Annotated in this window: 21 protein-coding genes; all 21 read right to left on the bottom strand. The window is 60.8% G+C overall.

Annotated elements, in window-relative coordinates; genetic code table 11:
• Positions 1-2,184 (bottom strand): phage tail protein, encoded by a 2,184-nt coding sequence (locus ACLH0I_RS10525; protein WP_411386981.1) that lies wholly within the window; start codon positions 2,182-2,184, stop codon positions 1-3.
• Positions 2,181-2,786 carry a phage tail protein I gene (locus ACLH0I_RS10520; RefSeq protein WP_411387488.1) on the bottom strand — a complete coding sequence of 202 codons (606 nt, stop codon included), beginning with the start codon at positions 2,784-2,786 and terminating at the stop codon, positions 2,181-2,183. The genes ACLH0I_RS10525 and ACLH0I_RS10520 overlap by 4 nt, the downstream gene beginning before the upstream one ends.
• The gene (locus ACLH0I_RS10515; RefSeq protein WP_411386980.1) at positions 2,786-3,667 is read right to left on the bottom strand and encodes a baseplate J/gp47 family protein; all 882 of its coding nucleotides are present in this window, start codon (positions 3,665-3,667) and stop codon (positions 2,786-2,788) included. Before ACLH0I_RS10515 ends, ACLH0I_RS10520 begins: the two co-directional genes overlap by 1 nt.
• Complete coding sequence (locus ACLH0I_RS10510) at positions 3,664-3,990, bottom strand: GPW/gp25 family protein (protein ID WP_411386979.1); 327 nt, start codon at positions 3,988-3,990, stop codon at positions 3,664-3,666. Before ACLH0I_RS10510 ends, ACLH0I_RS10515 begins: the two co-directional genes overlap by 4 nt.
• A 4-nt stretch (positions 3,991-3,994) precedes the next feature.
• On the bottom strand, positions 3,995-4,243 hold the full coding sequence (locus ACLH0I_RS10505) for a hypothetical protein (RefSeq protein ID WP_343470299.1): 249 nt from the start codon (positions 4,241-4,243) through the stop codon (positions 3,995-3,997).
• A gap of 59 nt (positions 4,244-4,302) precedes the next feature.
• A complete protein-coding gene (locus ACLH0I_RS10500) occupies positions 4,303-4,866 on the bottom strand; it encodes a phage baseplate assembly protein V (RefSeq protein ID WP_411386978.1) in 564 nt (187 codons plus the stop codon).
• Positions 4,863-5,387 (bottom strand): hypothetical protein, encoded by a 525-nt coding sequence (locus ACLH0I_RS10495; RefSeq protein ID WP_411386977.1) that lies wholly within the window; start codon positions 5,385-5,387, stop codon positions 4,863-4,865. Before ACLH0I_RS10495 ends, ACLH0I_RS10500 begins: the two co-directional genes overlap by 4 nt.
• Positions 5,380-6,042, bottom strand: coding sequence for a hypothetical protein (locus tag ACLH0I_RS10490; RefSeq protein WP_411386976.1), 663 nt, complete (start codon positions 6,040-6,042; stop codon positions 5,380-5,382). The genes ACLH0I_RS10495 and ACLH0I_RS10490 overlap by 8 nt, the downstream gene beginning before the upstream one ends.
• A complete protein-coding gene (locus ACLH0I_RS10485; protein ID WP_411386975.1) occupies positions 6,039-6,353 on the bottom strand; it encodes a hypothetical protein in 315 nt (104 codons plus the stop codon). Before ACLH0I_RS10485 ends, ACLH0I_RS10490 begins: the two co-directional genes overlap by 4 nt.
• Positions 6,354-6,355: 2 nt before the next feature.
• Positions 6,356-7,351, bottom strand: a complete 996-nt coding sequence (locus ACLH0I_RS10480) for a major capsid protein (RefSeq protein WP_411386974.1) — start codon at positions 7,349-7,351, stop codon at positions 6,356-6,358.
• 63 nt (positions 7,352-7,414) lie between these two features.
• The gene (locus ACLH0I_RS10475; protein WP_411386973.1) at positions 7,415-7,762 is read right to left on the bottom strand and encodes a head decoration protein; all 348 of its coding nucleotides are present in this window, start codon (positions 7,760-7,762) and stop codon (positions 7,415-7,417) included.
• Between the two features lie 2 nt (positions 7,763-7,764).
• Complete coding sequence (locus ACLH0I_RS10470; RefSeq protein WP_411386972.1) at positions 7,765-8,901, bottom strand: head maturation protease, ClpP-related; 1,137 nt, start codon at positions 8,899-8,901, stop codon at positions 7,765-7,767.
• Complete coding sequence (locus tag ACLH0I_RS10465) at positions 8,898-10,379, bottom strand: phage portal protein (protein WP_411386971.1); 1,482 nt, start codon at positions 10,377-10,379, stop codon at positions 8,898-8,900. The genes ACLH0I_RS10470 and ACLH0I_RS10465 overlap by 4 nt, the downstream gene beginning before the upstream one ends.
• A complete protein-coding gene (locus tag ACLH0I_RS10460; RefSeq protein ID WP_411386970.1) occupies positions 10,379-10,585 on the bottom strand; it encodes a phage head-tail joining protein in 207 nt (68 codons plus the stop codon). The genes ACLH0I_RS10465 and ACLH0I_RS10460 overlap by 1 nt, the downstream gene beginning before the upstream one ends.
• Before the next feature lies 1 nt (position 10,586).
• On the bottom strand, positions 10,587-12,599 hold the full coding sequence (locus tag ACLH0I_RS10455) for a phage terminase large subunit family protein (protein WP_411386969.1): 2,013 nt from the start codon (positions 12,597-12,599) through the stop codon (positions 10,587-10,589).
• A gap of 4 nt (positions 12,600-12,603) precedes the next feature.
• Complete coding sequence (locus ACLH0I_RS10450) at positions 12,604-13,206, bottom strand: hypothetical protein (protein WP_014339653.1); 603 nt, start codon at positions 13,204-13,206, stop codon at positions 12,604-12,606.
• 147 nt (positions 13,207-13,353) lie between these two features.
• Positions 13,354-13,698: a phage holin family protein gene (locus ACLH0I_RS10445; protein ID WP_411386968.1), complete on the bottom strand. Its 345-nt coding sequence runs from the start codon at positions 13,696-13,698 to the stop codon at positions 13,354-13,356.
• A 512-nt stretch (positions 13,699-14,210) separates the two neighbouring features.
• Entirely contained in the window at positions 14,211-14,570 is a 360-nt protein-coding gene (locus ACLH0I_RS10440) for a hypothetical protein (protein ID WP_181289210.1), read from the bottom strand.
• Positions 14,563-16,782, bottom strand: a complete 2,220-nt coding sequence (locus ACLH0I_RS10435; protein WP_411386967.1) for a VapE domain-containing protein — start codon at positions 16,780-16,782, stop codon at positions 14,563-14,565. The genes ACLH0I_RS10440 and ACLH0I_RS10435 overlap by 8 nt, the downstream gene beginning before the upstream one ends.
• Entirely contained in the window at positions 16,772-16,999 is a 228-nt protein-coding gene (locus ACLH0I_RS10430; protein ID WP_014339657.1) for a TraR/DksA family transcriptional regulator, read from the bottom strand. The genes ACLH0I_RS10435 and ACLH0I_RS10430 overlap by 11 nt, the downstream gene beginning before the upstream one ends.
• Positions 16,992-17,510 carry a phage regulatory CII family protein gene (locus tag ACLH0I_RS10425; RefSeq protein WP_014339658.1) on the bottom strand — a complete coding sequence of 173 codons (519 nt, stop codon included), beginning with the start codon at positions 17,508-17,510 and terminating at the stop codon, positions 16,992-16,994. The genes ACLH0I_RS10430 and ACLH0I_RS10425 overlap by 8 nt, the downstream gene beginning before the upstream one ends.
• Positions 17,511-17,792 lie beyond the last annotated feature (282 nt).

Genomic DNA, 17,792 nt, shown 5'->3' with positions numbered 1-17,792 from the left:
TCACCACTGAATGATTACGTTGCCGGCGGCACCTGCACCACCGTTGTAGCCGAAGGTCGCACCTGAACCACCACCTCCAGGCCCAAGACCTGTATTACCTGCGACCGCCCCCTGCGTGGATCGACTACCGGGACCACCACCCGACCCACCGTATGGTCCATAGCTGGGCTGTCCAGCCCCAAGTGACGTGTTGAAATCCCCCCCGGTGCCGAGCCCACCACTCCCTGGACCATTTGCATAACCGGACGAGGCGTTACCAAAGCCCCCGGCCCCGCCAGTAGCAGATAGATAGGTCCCAAAAGAAGACGTTGCACCGGTTTCGCCAACACCCGAATCTACGGTAGCGCCAGCGCCGCCAGCCCCAACGGTTACCGTGACACTGGACACGCCTGAGAGATCAACCAGCTCTTGTGCCAAACCACCGCCACCACCGCCACCTGAGCCTGCCCCGGAGACGCCTGCGCGACCGCCGCCGCCGCCACCCCCGATGACCGTAACCCAAGCCTTTTTCACGCCAACAGGCACCCCCCAGGTGAATACACCTGCGGTTTTAAATACTTGGGTACCGCGAAAAGGCGCTTGCTCACTGGTGATGCCGAACTGCCAAGGCGTCCATTCCCCAGCGTTCTGCATAGCACGCGAGGCAAATACCGGCGTCTGGCCGCTTCCTAAGCCGCCAGTGATTCGCTGTACCAGGTAGTTGTTGCTCATATAGCCTTCAACAACGACGCTGTAACGAGCCGACGGCGACCAGCCGGGTGGGATGTTTACTAAGCCGGCCATGGGAGTGAGATAATTACCGGGAATCAGGTAATTATTCATATCAACCTCAGTGCTCAAGATACCGCGACCAGCCCCGAAGGCGCCGACCGGCATAAGGACGCCGGCTGTAACATCGGTCGGATTTGCCTGCCGTTTTATTGCGGCAGAAAAATATGCTGAATACTCCAGCGAAACGCTGCCGCCAATCAACCGCCACAGCGAGCCGATACGAATAAATTCAGCGGTATCACCTTGAGCCATGGCGATGTTGCCGACGAAGTTAACGGCATCGATCGAATCACCTGCGGCTGCCTTTACCGTTACCGTGCCCATGCCGCACAGGATTTTGACAACCGCCCCTCGCGGAATTGTCCCGCCAGTTGGGAGAGTGGCGATCATTGCCCCAGCGCCAGCAAACGCAGCCACCTTGCCAATGTCAGCAGCGGTTAGCGTCGCCGTCGCCGCGTAGTTGGTGTAATCCCCATATTCGAGCCCCATCCTCTTTACAAACTCGGAAGTGGCCAGCGCCTTCGTATTATCAAACTGAGGCGGCGTGTTTGCCGTTGGGTTCACCAACGCCGGGGAATTGATGGTTGCAAACCCTTGGGTGATGTTCTGAAAGGTCAGCGACGTGGTTCCAAGGACAATCGCCCCGTCCGTTACCAACTGCCAGCGAGTGTCGGCCAGCGTAGCGCCTTGCTCGACGGACAGAATCATCGCCGAGGTGACTTCAGCATTACTGTCAGCATCCGGCGCGCGCTGCCAAGCCGCTATGCCGACAATGTAGATGCCATTGTCCTTGGAGGCCGCTTGATTCTTCACCAGCACCCGGTCACCTGCGAGCAGGCTGATGCCGTCAATGGTCTGAAGTCCAGTCAACGCGATATTGGCCGTAGTCGCTACGCGCACTGACTGCTTGTTGTCGAGCTTGTACAGTTCTTCCTGAATGCGCCTTTCGACAAACTCCCGCGTTGCCAACACAACCGATGGGTCAATTTTGAGTGTGATATTGCCCGTGCTGCTGACGATGAAATTCATCCGCACGACCTGTGTCCGACCCGAGCCCTGTGGCAATAGCGGCTTAAAACTCGGTGCGCAATTCGCGACCGCCACCAGATCTCCATCAGCATCATACAAGCCGAGTTCGCGGATCCAGTATCCGCCCTCGTCAGACGGGATCACTTGCTCGGCGACAATTACCGCCGGGTTGACTGGGTCAATAAAAAGCTGATTCAGCGGCCGACGGCGCCATTCGTTGATAAGCGACGTTTGCGTCGCGCTTGGAATCGGGTCGGTGCCGTTGGCATCACCCACGCCCATCTCAGTAAGTTTCCAGGGAACGCCAAGGGCATCGGCGTTCGCCTGTTTCGCCGCTCCCACGTTCGTGAGAATGGCGAAAAATTGCGAGGTCTGATCAATCATTGGTAAACGTCCAAAATGTCTATGGTGTGTTCGCGGCCTACCACGCCGAAGGATCCGGTGACTTCAATGTCACGCATGGTTGGCGGGTACACGTCGATTTCGTCGCCCTCGTACAGGACAACACCGATATTTAATTTGCCTCGAGTTTCGAGACTGATCGCCAACCCGGTCATGTGGCGACTGACTGGCCTGGCGTCATCGATCAGCCACGTCAGTTCCTGATAGGTCTCTTCGCTGATGCCCTCATCGGAAACACCGATCTTCAAGGCGAACGTTCCAGGCACACCCATAGGTTGAGTCTTGAACCATTCCACTACTTCAATGAGGTAGCCGAACGGCTCCACCACCCGGCGCAAAGCGCCGATGGTGCCCTTATGGGCATGGACGTAGAACGAAGAGCGGATCACCGAGCGCTTGACCTCTTCGGGCCACGCCTCGTCCCAACGGTCCACGGACCAGGCCCAAGCCAATTGGTAAAGCAGGTGCGCCGGGCAGGTGTCCGGGTTGTAAAGCGTCTTAAGCGGCACCTCTGTCACTTCGTAAGTAGCCACCTCAATGGCTCGTTCGAACTGAGTACTGTTGAGGGGAAGCAAGCTTTTCATCAGCCACCCCGCGTGATGGTAAAGCCCGAGCACCACGCCGCTTGGGCCTTGGTTGGCTTGATGTCCTTCCATCCGGGGATCTCCACGCGGGCCACCCCACTGACGTGGACCTGCGCATCAATCGCCGACCGGGCCACCTCAACGCCTAAGCGGCGTCGTGGATTGATCCAGGCTTGCAAGCGCGCCTTGCACTCCGCCAGCGCTGCCTCGTTTTCCGGGCCATTACCGGCCATGTACACCACGGCATCGATTCGATAAGCCAGGATCTCGGCGCCCTGCACCGTCAGCCGGTCAGCAACCGGCCGCCGGTCATCATCGCTAAGGTAGGTTTCGACCTCGGCCAATAGCTCGGGGCTGGCCGTGCCATCGCCGTCAAGCGACAATACAGTGACCACCACCTCAGCAGGCGCCGGGCTTTCGGCCGTGGCATCTGCCACCAGGCCCGAGGCGTTCCGTGCGTGTAAGATGTAACTGTTTCGGGGGCCGGCAGTGGTAAGCCCTTCGTATACCAGTTGGATCCGCTCGCGCAGGGCGTCGTCCTCCTCCATCACCGCCGACACGGGCGGAACGGCGGAAAGATCCTCGGCTTGAACAACCAAGCGTCTGAGCCCTACGTTGCCTGCCAGATGATCAAGGTCGGCCCGTTTTGCAAAAGCCAGCAGCAAGGCTTTACCGGCATCGTTGACCCGCGCCCGGTTCTGCATGCGTCGATAAGCACCCAGTTCCAGCAGCTTCGTCACCGGATCGCTTTCAAGATGTGCCGTCCAGTTATCGCCCATGTATTCGCGAAACGCCGCCAACTCTTCTTGGTACAGTTCCTCAAAATCCAGGCTTTCCAACACCTGCGGCGCCGGCAACGCCGAAAGGTCGATAGTGCTCATGCGTTCACCTCCAGCACCACGCCATCGCCAATATATGAGCCCGTCAGTTGCAGGGTGATTTGTCCATCCACCACCGCAACGACCCGGACACGCTCAAGCTTTAAACGGGGCTCCCAACGCCCTAGGGCACGAGCGACCTCGGCCTGTACCGCGCTTTTCCAGCCCTCGTTAACTGGCAGATCGACATAGCGACGCATCTGGCTGCCGTACTCTGGCCGCATGCGGCGGCTACCGACAGGCGTGCTCAGAATGTCCTCAATGGACTGCCGCAAATGCGCCTGGCCGGACAGCGGCTGCCCCGTGCGACGGTCCACTCCGATCATGTGATCACTCCGCCAGCTGTTGCATATCCGGGTGTGCCTTGAGGAAGGCGTACTGATCATCGCCGCCGGCTGTAACCTGGCCGGCAATGACCGGCAAGGTGCTGCCGTCTGGCATGATCAGCGTGCGTGAGGTGTACCGGGTGTCGCGGAACACTCGCGCCGGTCCGATGGGCGCCGGCGACTCTGTTTGGACTGGCTCAGGCAACGCCGCGACGGCAGTTGGCCGCTCGGTGTCTGTTCGCGTTTTGCTCATTTGGGTAGCTCCAGAAATGCGAAAGCCCGCACGTGGCGGGCTGTGGATAAATGTCTGAGTCAGTGTTTGTGGTTCGGCGTGTTGCCAGTGGTATCGATGATTTTGCCGCCGCCGTTGATGTCGCCCGTGACCCGTAACGGGCCGTTGATCTGCACATTGCCGGTCAAGGTGATATCGCCTGCCGTGGCGTTGATCTCGCTGTCCGTTACGACCACTTCGGTTCCGCCGACCTTGATGGTCACGGTACCGCTTGGCACGGTGATGGTGTAGGTGCTGGCCTGCCAGTCATAGACCAGCGAGCCACCATCATCGAAACGCCACACCTCGACATGGTCTCGGTTGTCCGGCGGTGCCCCGGCATCCCCATACAAACCGGGGATAAATGTGCCCTGCGCCACATCGCCGCTGGCACTTACCAGAGTTCCCTGCTCGCCCATGCTGGGCGCTCGCCAATGACGGGCTTTGCCGGCGGCGATGCTGTGCCAACGCACCCAAGCACTGACCCAGTCCCCATCCGACACCCGACATGCGGGCGGCGAAGCGGTCAGGTCCAGCGCGACCACATAACAATCCTTAACCAGGCCGGCCAGCATGCGGTCATGCTGCGCACTGGCGTAGCTCATGCCATTTCCTCCGGTGGCTGATAGCTTCCTTCGCTGCCAGGCCCCGTGTCAGGGCTGAAGCCCCAGAGCAAGGTACCCGGTGGCTGATTCGGCCACGGCCACTCTTCTACACCCAGGTAAATAGCCTGGGTCCATTCAACGACCCAGACCGCATAGCCGTCCAATTCGGGGCGAGTCCAGTCTTGGGCTGCCCGAACAAACTCGGCGGGCTCGACCTCCAGCCCCCATGTCTGGATACGCAACAGCACGGCCATTTGTGCGGCGGCGAATGCCGCTTTCTGCTGGCACTCGACATCCTCACCGCCAACGATAAAGCGCACCTCCAAGCGCGCAACCAGCGCCGTCTCCCCTGTACCGGGATCTCGGCCGGGCTCCAGCTCGACCAACTCAATCACCGCAGCAGGCAAGTCGATGTGATCGGCCATATAGGGCATGGTCCGCACGCAGGCCAATCCTGGGATAGCTTGGTCGATACGAGCCTCAACGGCCTGATACAAAAGCTCAAGATTGAAGTCAGACACGGGCAGATCCTCGCAGATACTTCTGCAGTTCAAAGTTCAGCTCCTGCTCCAGGATCTCAAGCAAGCGTTGATGCGCCCGCTTGGTCCATGACTCGAAGTGCGGCCGGACGTCTTCCAGGGATATCTTGGCCTTGGCGAGTGGAAAGCGACTGTCGTTCTCCGAGATCCAGCCTGAGCTTGCCCCGCCACCGCCAGACACCTCACTGTCGGGGTAGTCGCTGGCCTTGAAGTGCTTGCTCGCGGTTCGAATCCAGATATCGGGCCGGCTGCCGTAGACCTTCTTGAAAAACGCTCCTTCATATCGACGGCCCGCTACCGAAACACCTGACCGTGATTGGCGTGGTCGACCCGCACGGCTGGCCTCAATCGCATTGATGCCGAACCACAGCTTGCCTTGCCCGTTGCCGGACAGCGGGTAGGCCCGCAGGCGCTGCCGGACAGCAGACACCGCGATGCGCTCCTGCCGGCTGACGGTGCGGGCAATGTGAGTTCGCAGCCACCGCAACGTTTTATTGATGGCCCGGCGCTGTGCAGCTAAGGAAGCCTTGGGCACCAGCGCAGCGAAGTCAGCAAACGCTTTCAGATCCGACCGATCAGCCTGCAGCGTGATCATGCCGCTGCTGGCTGACTGCTTGACGTAGCTGCCGACGCTCATGGGGATTTCCTCAGCACCAGAGTCACCAAGCCATCGCCTCCTGGCTCCGGCCTGACGATGATGTAATTACCACCGCCGTCATGCACCGGCAGGTCGACCACGACCGCCTGCCGCTCACTGATGCCCTTGGCGTCTGCCACGCGGATGACCAGGTGCGGCTCGCGAAGGCCGGTGTTAATCCGGCCAAGTTTGGGTTGCAACCAAGGAGCGGAGAACATACCCAGGACTGGTCGGCCTTCGATCAGCACCGGGTCGCCAAGGACATCGAATACCGTATTATCCAGATCGCTGATCAGCTCACGAAAGCTCATGATTAGAGCGTCAGGTGAATAACGGCGCGTGGCCGAGTGCAGATGTGCAGCGGGTTGGATTGCGCCTCGCCCGCAATCCCCTTGCCGAACGGAAGCGGCTCCAGCTTGCTGTAGTACGGCAGCCCCTGGGTGTTGACAGTCTCCATGTAATCGGCCGGCGCATAGGCTGACAGAAACATCTCCGAAACACCCTCCGGCACCAGGCGAGCTTCGTCATCTGGGATGAAGGCGATGCCACCGACCTTGCCCCGATAGCGCTCCCAGGAAATCCCACCGAACTCGAAAGCTTCACGGCCATCGCCCCGCAAGGCCGCTGCCTGTTGACTGCCCTCATAGGTTTTAACTACAGACTGATGGGCGATCAGCTTTTTCCAGAAAGTCTTGCCGCAGAACGCTCGCGAGGATGTAGTGGTTACGTTACCCAGCGCGTCCTCTTGCATGTCCAGCGCTTCCACACACTGCACCTGCACGTTGGTTTCAGGGTCGTTAAGCCCCATCGGCAGGGTCTGTCGCTGGACACCGAATCGATCATAGATATCCAACAATACCGTCGTGCCGTCGGCATCGAGCACCTTGCCATTCAAAGCCCCCATTCGATGGAACTCGTGGGTGGCGTCCAACTGTCGTCGTGCCTTGTCCAGACGCTTGTTGACGACGTCCTGCACCGCCTGCAGCTCGGTCTGGGTACCGAAGGCGCGAATGCCTTGAATTTCGTCAGCCTTGATGGTGAAACGTTCAGGCAAGTGGATGGTGTTGAAGGGCAACAGCACGCGCTTGCTGCCGTTGACAACCAGGCCAGAGGTACCACGTTCACCCGCTGGCACCAGGGCCAGCTTGTCACCGTCCTTCTCGATTTGAACGGTCAGGGTTGTCACACCTTCCTCCTCAAACAGACCGAGGCTGGCAAGACGACCCGGGACAAACTCTTGCTCGTTGATGGCAGCGGTCAAAGCGGCCACTCCAAAAGCATCATCTTCAAAAATGGCGATGTCAGCCATGTGCGTACTCCAGAAAGTAAAAAGCCCGCTCATGGCGGGATCGGAAAGAAAGAGCTGTGAGCGTTAACGAACGATGATGAAGTGCGCAGCCAGGTCCTTTTCAGCAGCCAGGTCCAACCCCGTCAGCAGGCTTTCGCTGACCTCGGCCAGGCGCACCACAGCGCGGCCGCGACGACTGACGTCGGACTCGCCAAGCGAGGCGTAGAGGATGCATACCGCGTTCTCGCTGCCGTCTTCTGCAACGGGGTTGTAAGGTGCGAACTCGCCCGTAGCGGTCACGATCCCCAGCACCTGTCCCGCAATCAGAGCGGGCCCCGCCACGACGTTGATTGCTTCGCGAGAGATCTTTCCCGCACCTTCAGACAGCAGAAACTCACCGGCGTGAACCGGTTCGCGATGGATATTGCTCATGATCATGCTCCTTTGCGGGCGGCCTGCCGGCGGGCAGACCAGATGCTGCTGGGATTAGGCAGCTGTGCTTTGATTTTCGGTGGCTCGTCCTCACCGAGCGGGAGACTGTTGTCGATCTCGAAGCCTTTGCCGCTGCCCACCAACTTGTCGAACAGCCGCGCTCGAACCGAGGCGGCATCCAGACCGGCCGCGACATACTCGGCGCTGAACTCAGGCAGTCGTGCGGCAACGCACAGATCGTTTACGGCTTTGGCACGGGCCACGCCAGCCAGGACGATGGCCTCGCTTTCCAGCTTGGTCGAGTTGATCAACGGCTCAATCAGGTTGCTGATGCCGTCCGCCGTACAACGCTGGGTGATCATCAAGGCCAGCTTGGCCGAGTTCGCCACAGGAGGCTCCTGGGGCAGATCAGTAGGTTCAGGCTCCAGCTCGATATCCGGCTCAGGTGGCTCGTCCAGTTGGGCAAGCAATTCAGCCGGGGCATGCTGGTAACGCTGCAGCACGGCGCCCTGCCCCAAACACGCCTTGACCTTCACCCCATCGCCCACCTCATCGGCCAGCCCCAGGGCCACCGCTTCGTTGGCAGTCAGCCAGGTTTCCGCCGCCACCAGACGCCGAAGCTCGGCTTCGTCGATGTCCGGCGCCTTGGCCTTGTAGGCCGCGATGATCGCCTCCATGGTTTGATCTAGGACGTCGGCCACCTTGCGGAAGTCTTCAGCGTCCCCTGCCGCATAGGTCCATGGGTTGTGGATCATCAGCATGGCGTTGGAGGCAATGACCACGCGGTGCGCACCGCAGACCGCGACACTGGCCGCGCTGGCCGCCAGGGCATCGACACGGCCGGTGCAACGCTCGCCCAAGCGGGACAACGCGTTGTGCATCGCCAGACCATCGAACAAATCGCCGCCAATGCTGTTGAATGCGGCGATAACCGGCGAAACGCCGTCGTCCATGGCGCGCAGATCCTGCACGAACTGATTTGCCGTGATGCCCCAGGTACCGATCTCGCCGTAGACGAACACCTCGATAATCCGCTCCTCGGCTTCGCCGCTATCCTGCATGGCGTACCAGGTCTTGTCCTGGACGTTCACCCGCTGGCCGGCTCTGTTGTAAATGCGCGGAAGCGCTGGTTTGCTCATGATTGCTCCTTGTCGTCAGTAACCTCGACGGCTTCGTGCGTGTTGTAGTTGAGGCCCAGCGCCTGGGCTCTAGCGTTGTCGGCTGCGTTTTCCGCGTCGACGGTTTCGGCGTCGTAACCGGTGCGGGTGACCATTTCGCTGCGTGAGGCGAAGCCGGCTTGTACTTCCATACGGCGGGCCTGCACATCCTGGACGGGCTGGATGTAGGCCCAGCCTTGCGGCACCCAGCGTGTGCGCAGGTATTCGCGGCGCCGTTTGGCGTAGTCGTCCAGCACCAAGGCGCCGGACAGGACCGCCATGTCCATCCAGGCGGCACGGATCGGGCGGCAGAGCTGGTGCACATAAACGCCAAACTGAAGCTGTTCCAGGCGGCGCCGGAACTCGTTCAACACGACGCGCAACGCCCGGTCATTCACTTCACGCATGTCACCAGTGAGGATCTCGTATGGCGTGCCGGTGCCCGCAGCTGCGGCCATCAGTTGTTGACGCATGAAGTCGGGGTAGTTGTTGCCTGCGTCCGGTGGCTTGGAGAACTCAACCTCCTCACCCGGCCCCAGCTCCTGCATGGTGCCGGGCTCCAGCGCGACCATGGGCGTGAATCCGTCACGGTCAAAGCTCAGCGGCTCACCGGTGACAGGATCCCTTGGCACGGGGCCAGACTCCGGCGCCGGGCGGCTGATGAATCCGGCAAAGAGGTTTGCTACTTCCTGCCGGAACAGCACTGCGTCGTCATAGTTATCCAGGCTACGCAGGCGCTTGAGTACGGGAGACAGGCGCGGTACACCGCGCAATTGCCCCGGCTCCACCGGTTCGAAGATGTGCAGCACCTGCGATGCCGGCACCCGTACCAGCTGGTTGTAACCAGCGTTCAGCGATACGCCGTCGCGGGGGTGCGACAGGTACATCCAGTAGGCCACCCGCTTGCCCTCCGGATTGAACTCGATGCCAGCACGAATGGCGTTGCCGGTGCGCGTGGTCTCGAATTTGTCGTGGGGCACAAACTCCGGCGCGAGGATCTGCACCTGGAGCGGCACCGCCAGCCCCTCGTCCAGGCGGCGGGGTCGTAAGCGGACAAAGCATTCGCCGGAAGTCTCGACGGTGCGAGCGACCAGCGCCTGCTGCCCATAGAAGTCGGTGTGCTCATCGACGTCCGACTCGTCCACCCAGTCATCCCATAGCAGCTGCAGCAGCTTGCGAAGCGCGTTATCTTCGGTGTTCGGCCTGGGTGTGATGCCCGTGCCGATCAAGTTACTGACGCGTTTGTCGATGACGTTAAAGGCATACGGGTCGTTGCGCACCGCCGCCCGTGACCGGCCGCGCAGGTTGCGCAGTGCCGGTGTGTTGATGCTGTTGATTCCGTTGTCGGGCGCATCCCAGCCAGTGGAACGGCGACCCTCTCCGGCGCCTTCGTAACTGGCCTTGATGTTCGACGGCAACAAGAATCCGCTACGGCTGAGCGTCGGATAGTGTCGGGCCATCAGACTCCTTTGCCTCCGTGATAAAGCCGGACTACGCGGGAGCGCGGCCCGGCCGCGTTGACCAGAGAGGTGCGGATCTCGTCGCGGGCCTTGATCAGCTCGTCGACGGTTCGGTACTCCACGGTTCGGTCGGTGTAGCGCACGACTTTCTCACCGCGTGCGATGGCCGCCTCAATTACGTCGAGGTGCTTCTGTGTAAAGGACATATCAGCGTCTCTTCAGATAGCCGCTGGTGGAACTGCGGCGTTGAGGGGGTGGTGCAGCGGGTCGTGGTTGAGCCGTTTGGGCGACGGATTGTGGTGTCGGCTGTGGCAAGGCCGCCGGAACCGGCTGAGTGACTCGTTCGCCCTGCACGGGCTTGATGCCCAGCGCGTCATCGAACAACCCAGATTGCGCCAGGGCCTGACGGACCCGCTCCCAGTCATGCTCCTTGTAGCGGTTGATACCCAGGTAATGCGCCATGGCGAGGCAGTACACCATCAGGTCGAGGGCTTCGTTGCGCTCGGCCTTGCCCTTGACCCATTCGATGCGCTTGTGGCCCCGCACATACCGGGCGACCTTACGTTCAGCTACGCACTGCGCGAAGAAGTCGTCCGGCAGGTCACTGGCAAAGTGCAACGCGCCCGGGCCTGACTCGAATGGATAGCGGTTGTAGATCCAGTCTTTCGCCGTGTCGGTACCGACAAACCACAGTTCGGCGCCGTTGCGTTCTGTCTGGCCTTTCCAGGTCACGTCCACCATGGATGGCCGCTGGGCAATTACCGGCTTGCCGGGCTTGCTCGCGCCCTTGATGGCGAACACGTTTCTCCAGCGTCGTGCGCGGCAGAACTGATAAACCTCGTCGGTGTGATGGCCGCCGGAGTCGACAGCCGTTGCCAGAATGCCCAGGCCGACACCACACGGATGCCGGTACTTGGCCTTGAGCAACTCGTCCAGCGCCGCCCAGGTGCGATCATCTGCCGGGTCGCCCGCAACGATCTGGTAGTCAATGACCCAGCGCTCCATGCCGACGCCCCAGCCCATCGCCATGAACTCCAGGCGGTTGGCCTGGACGTCAACGGCGCCGGTGATCATGAGCACACCGGCCGGCATCGAGCCGAGGGTGAAGTTCTCCAGGCGTGCCCGGTGCTTCAGGGTATCGGCCTTGGTTTGCTCCTGGGCGCTGTCCCAGACCTTCGCCAAACGGGTGTTGTAGAACACCTGCATCGGTTCAAGGTCGCCCTTGGCCTGGGCTTTCTTGGCCTTTTCGAACTGCTTGGCGAGGGACTTCCAGTCCATCCAGCCGAGCGGTGAATACAAGGCGTTGAGGGTAAACCCCACCGTCTCACCGTCCCCCTCGGCATGGGCGCGCCATTCGCCTTTGGCGAGCATCTCGGCCTTGTGGTATTCCTCGATCAGCACGTCACAATCAGGGCCTGCGCACTGATAGTGCACCACGCTAAAATCCCGCGAGTAGTGCAGGCGTTCCCATTCCAGGGTCTGCATGTGGCCGCAGGTCGGGCACGGCACGTAGTAGTGCCGCTGGTCACTGCCCTCGAACAAGTCGGAGATCCGCGAGGCGCCCTTGATGGTTGGGGAACTGGAGAAGTAGAACTTCGCATTGCGACCGAACGTACTGCCCCGCGTTTCCGCCAGCTCGATGGGGTCGCCCTCCTCGCCGATGTCCACTTCCCAACGGTCAATCTCGTCGCCGTAGACGTAGCGCGCCGACAGCTCCGAAAGGTTGGCCGCCGAGCCGGCTGTGGTGACGTACAGCGACCCGCCTTCGAACTCCTTGGTGTCCATGGTGTTGCGCGAGTCTCGCGAGCGGCTGGAGGCCACCCGTTCGCGCAGGACCGGCGTGGCCTTAATGGTCTTGCCAATCCGCGAAGAGACCCGCTTCGCCAAGCCCAGACTCGGCAGCAACGTCAGGATGTTCGACGGAGCCATGTGGATAAGGCCGCCGATCCAGTTCAAGGCGATCTGGGTTTTCATCAACTGCGAGGCGACCATGGTCACCACGCGTTTGCAGGGGTGCGCCGGTGACAAACAACGCATGGGTTCGCGGGCATACGGTGTACGCGACGTGCGGTACTGGCCGGGCTCGGCGGCGCCGGTGTCACGCGGGATGCGCATGTATTCGTCGGCCCATACATCGATCCAGACATCCGGGTCGGGACGCAGCCCACGGAAATACGCCTCGCGGTACACCTCTGCACCGTCAGGAATTTCCGTGGGCATAGGCTCAACTCGTGTTCAGGGCGTGTTCAAGGTCCGCCGAGGACAGGCGCTCCGCGTCCTCCAGCGTGCGGCGCAACGCCGCCGTCAGGTGCTTTTCGATTTCCCAGGGGTCGGTCATCACCGCCAGCTCTGGCGCCAACTGTGGCGGCATGCCGAACAGCTGATCGCGCAGGAGGCGGCCAGCGTTGTAGGCACCCAATTTCACAGCGGGTAATGCGACCAGCGACCCCTTGGCTTTGTGCAGCTCGATTTCCGCGAGCTGGGCCAGGTTGTGCTCGCGCAGAGCGCGGGCTTTCTGGAAGTCGGGGAGCTGCCCCGCAGGGGTGTTCGCGGGCGGCGGCGCAGCCGTGCAAGTCGGCTCAACCGAGGTTGAAAGCTGGCCGTACACATCACGCTGAATCCGGTCCTGCTGGTGACGCTCGGCGACGGCGGCTTTGCTCGGGTCGGCAGTGTCGCGAATCAACGCTTCACTGGCCTGAACATCAACTTGTTTGCCGTCGGCACTGAGCACCAGCCGGTTGTTGTTTTTCAACCAGGTGATGTAACTCGGTGCCCTGCCGATCCGGGCCGCGAAGGCGCTCTTCGACAGGTACTGTGGTTCTGTCATGAGCCCTCCTTTCAACGGCTTTTCAATGCAGACCTTTCAATTTCAATGGGTTGAATTTCAGTAAGCTGGCAACCCTTCCACTAACGCTTTCCCGCGGGTTTGCGACCCCGTACCCCAGGGAAAACGGCAGGGTCCCCGGCGTCAAAATCATCCCTGCCCGCCACCGGCCGGCGGTGCCTCTGCTACACCCAGCCGCTTGGCGGCCCAGCGTTCGTAAAGGCCGATGGCGACATCGGCGCCGGCCATCGCGGTGATGCTGCCCAGACTGCCCGCTGTCCAGAGCGACATGCCGGCGGCGATCATCAGCATCATCGCCGACACCCCGCAGACAACGCAGGCACCGGACCGCAGTGCCAGGCGCCTCAACAGCGCCCAGCCCCGCGCCCCATCCTTGTCGGCCCGCCACATCTCCCCCGATACGCCGCCGACCAGGGCCAGAAGAATTACTAACCAGATCGGCATTTCTGCCAGTGCTTGCTGCTCGCTCGTCATTGCCCCGCCCCTTAAACGCAAAAACCCGGCGCAAGGGCCGGGTTAGGTGTGTGGTGCCTGCCGCTTTATGCGGTCGCACCTATCGAAGATGAGTACTTTTTACAGGTCGATTCCGGTGGCAGCAAGCCCGTTTTAATGCCACCCGGTGAATGTCTGGTGAACGCCTAGGCAATGTCGGCGAATATCTTTATTTCGGCTTCCAGCGCCTGGGGCGCTGTCCTTCCTGTCCCACTATCTCTGATCGAAGTAGGACAGCTACAGGCGCCTAGAATCGGGGCCTGCCCCACTGTCCTACTTTATTTTCTCTTCTCTCCCGTAAAGAGAAAAAGCTAAGAGCACGCGTGCGCGCCATGGGCGCGTATGCGCTCCCGCTACGCTCACACATGGGCGGGACGTGCTGGAAGGTTGGACAGTAGGACAGCTCAACAACAGCGCGGCCCGCGCTTGTCCAACTGCATCGAACAGCAGTGGGACAAGGCGAGCCGGTAGGACAGCCTCGGACGCAAACGGGGTCAAGCAGCAACTCCCATCAGCAGCCAATAGATGCACAAGTGCGCGTCATGCAGACGCTGGTAGTAGGTGTCGCGCCCGCAGCCGCAGTGGGCATACTTCAAGCGCATGTCGCTGTCCTGGTTGCAGTAGTGCTCTCGCACGATTTGCACATGCAGAGGATCGAGATGTTTGGTCACGATCAGCTCGATATCAAGCGAACCTTCCAGCGGCGCACGGAACGCCCGCCGGCCTCGAATCAATTGCCCATTGCTCTCCATCATCATGGCAACCATGTTCCCACCGGCGAGCCCGCCGGCACTCAGGCCGCAATGCAGATCCTCGGCCCATTTACGCAGCCGCGCATCGATCTCCTTAATCATCGAAACATGGCTCCTCGACCGGCTGCACTTTCAGGTTCGATGCCCTGCCCCAATCTTGTGGCTTCTTGTATCCCCATGGCCGGACGCCACTCTTAGGCAACGCGGGTAGCCGGACCTTGCGCCAACCCAACCGGTGCATGATCGCACCGACCCGCATCTGTTCTGGTTTGCCCCAGTGACCGAAGTCCAGCTTCAAAGCCCCCAGCAGAATGTCGGTGCCGGTTGCAGTCTCGCCAAGCTGGGACTCTTCGAGCCAGGCCAGGATCGGGCCTTCCCACTCATCCACCACGAAGCGCTCTTCCTGCGCCTCGGCGAACAGCGGCGCCTCCTCCCGGTTAACCCACCAGATATCGCCAGACTGATAGCAAAACATCGCCTCGGCCCACAGCTCGTCACGGATCTCGCGCAACTGGTCCAGATCCACCTTGGTACAAGCCACCGGCCAATACCGCCGGTTTCCCGTGGCATCCTTCAGGTATTCATCCTGGTTCGTCGTACCCACGAAAACACACTGGCGTGGCACGTCCATCGTTCTGCGGCCATAGCTCTCGCGGTAAGTGTCCGTCGAGGCCGAGAAGAACTGCTTCGCCTTGGTGGACTCGGCCTTGTTGAAACTGTCCAGCTCACCCAGCTCAACGATCCACTTGCCGCGAATCGCCTGAAACCCATCCTTGTCGCCCAAGGCGAAGGGGGTATCCATAAACCAGGCACCACCCAGCACCGACATGGCCGTGGATTTACCGGCGCCCTGTGCGCCTTCGAGGATCATCACTGAGTCAGCCTTGCAGCCCGGCTGCATCACACGGCCGACCGCCGACACCATCCAGCGCTTACCGACCTTGGAGCTGTAATCCGTCGGGGCCACACCCATGATGTCTGTCAACCAAGTGTCGAGCCGAGGTACCCGATCCCACTCCAGGCCATTGAGGTAATCGCGTACAGGGTGAAAGGCATGGTCATGGGCAACAACACTGACAGCCTCGATAACGCTGCTCGCCTTGACCCGCAGGTTGTATTGTTGCGCGAGCCACTTCATGACCAGCATGTCATCAATGTCAGCCCAATCGCCGACACCGCCGCCATACGGGGCAGCACGCAGCTTGACGATCTTGGAGCTGAACGCACTGAAGCCAATCACACCGGCCCAGCGTTCGTCGTTGCCCAGGATCAGCTCGACGTTTTGCATGTGCGCGATCAACATGCCGTTTTCTGTGCGGGCCAACAGGTCTTTCCAGCCACCCGCTGCAGGTGGCTTGACCACCGCCAGAACTTGGCGGCGCACCGCCTCCAATCCTTCAGCACAGTGCAGGTCGTTGAAGTCGGTCCACTTGTTCTCTCGTTCACCCGAAAAGATCGGGGCAACTACCTGGCCGCCAACAACCGTGGCCGCGTTGTTGGCCTTTTCTTCACCTGGGTTCCAGGGCTCGCCATTTGGGCGCTTGGTTTTCCAGTCATCATCCCGGCAGATGATTAGTGGACGCCCCGGGAACCGCTCGCGCATCGCCTTGGCGACCATCATCAGGTTGCCCGCATCAAAGGCAATGGCGACCGTCAACGAGGTCGCCATGTGCAGGCTTGCACCGGTGGCGTAGCCCTCACACACCAACACTGGCTCGCCCGGTTCAGGGTGCGGACCAATGAGATGGAAAGCACCCTCCTTCGCCATCCCATAGGGCCAGTAAGACTTGTCGCGGCCAGTGTCCTCTTGCTTCTCGGGGAATATCACTTGTAACCCGACGATCTGGTCCCGAGCGTTTTGCATGGGCACCAAAACCGCGCCGGAGCGCGGGGCATAACGAACGCCTAGGCCTACGATCTGCTTTCGATCCAGATAGGCGCTACGGCCCTTCTCGGGCATCCGCTTGAATAAACCAGCAGCACGGTTAGCCGCTCGACGGGCAGCGTTGGCAGCCTTCTCGGCGGCCTTGCGCTTGGCCTCCTCCTGACGGGCGCGCATGACTTCACGCTCTTCAGGCGTCATCCGGCCGGGCTTCACCTTGATCTTTTGCGTTTCCCCTGTACGCCAGTCGCCGAACGCACCGAAGATCAAAGTTTCGCCTTTCTCGGTGTGGTGCTCGTGGAGAACGTACCAGCCGTTTTTCTCTTTGCCCTTATCCAAGGCGGTCTTGCACCGAGTCAGCTTGCCGTAAAGCAGTGGCTGCGCGGGCTCCAGACCGAAGTCCGCAAATTGATTCAGCACGTCATCGAGCATGACGAGCCTCCCGCATCTCATCAATGGACTGACAGTTCACACATTGCGTGCAGCCCTGCTGGGCCAGTCGCCGCGCCTCGGGGATCGGATCGTCACAGCTTTCACAGAACAACAACGAATGGCCAGGCAACGCCGGCTTGAACGCACTGCGCGCAGCAAGCGCCTGATCAATGCGCTCCTGCACCAAGTCATTGGCAAAATCAGCTATATCAGCCACGGCCGTCACCCCGAGTTGTCTGGTTGACGTACGTGGCGCGATTGAACAAGCCCAGCAGCCCCTGAATACCTCGAAACACCTGCAGGCGGATCGCTGCCAACTCGTGATCACTGACCACCCCATCGCCAATGCTCTTGGCCCAGGTGTCGGCCAGATCGGCCACCTGCCGAAAATACTCGGCAAGACCGATGGTCAGGGTTTCGGGCATGTCAGTGGTGTACACCTCAGACAGCTCATGCCAGATCGTATCTCCGACCAAGGCATGCACCGCATCCAGAATGCGCCTGTCCTTTGTCAGCTCAAGGATCTCGCCGAACTCTTGAATGTTCACCGAGTGACTAGGGTGCGTGGGGGACAGCTTGTGCTGCAGCGTGGTGGGGTTTCGGCCGGTGGTGGCGGCAATTGCAGCGGCACCGCCAGGGTAGTCCCGAGCGGCATGGTAAAGCGCCAGATCGAGCGGCAGGACTTCCCGCTGTGCTCGTTCGACGCAACTCAGAGCGATTCGGCTCATGGCATTAATCCTAATAAGTTGCCAGTGCCGCGCGACATGCAGTGGTGATACATTTGCCGCGTGGCTTGAAAGGGCCCAGACGCCGGCTAGATCTTCGGGATCAACACCGGCACCGTGCCGGGGCAAGCAATCCGTTGCTCACCCCTGGCGCAACAGCTGCCCAATCTGTGGTGGAAAAGGCAGCAACACCAAGGCTTCCGAGCCTTGGGAAAGCGCGATAAAGGGAGGTGGTTTGCATGTGGTGTGCCCGCCTACCTTTATCGCGACCCGACAGCGCTGTGG

It is taken from the genome of Pseudomonas sp. MPB03 (assembly GCF_046605385.1).
GTDB lineage: Bacteria > Pseudomonadota > Gammaproteobacteria > Pseudomonadales > Pseudomonadaceae > Aquipseudomonas > Aquipseudomonas zanjanensis.
This window is presented reverse-complemented; position numbering and strand designations above follow the sequence as displayed.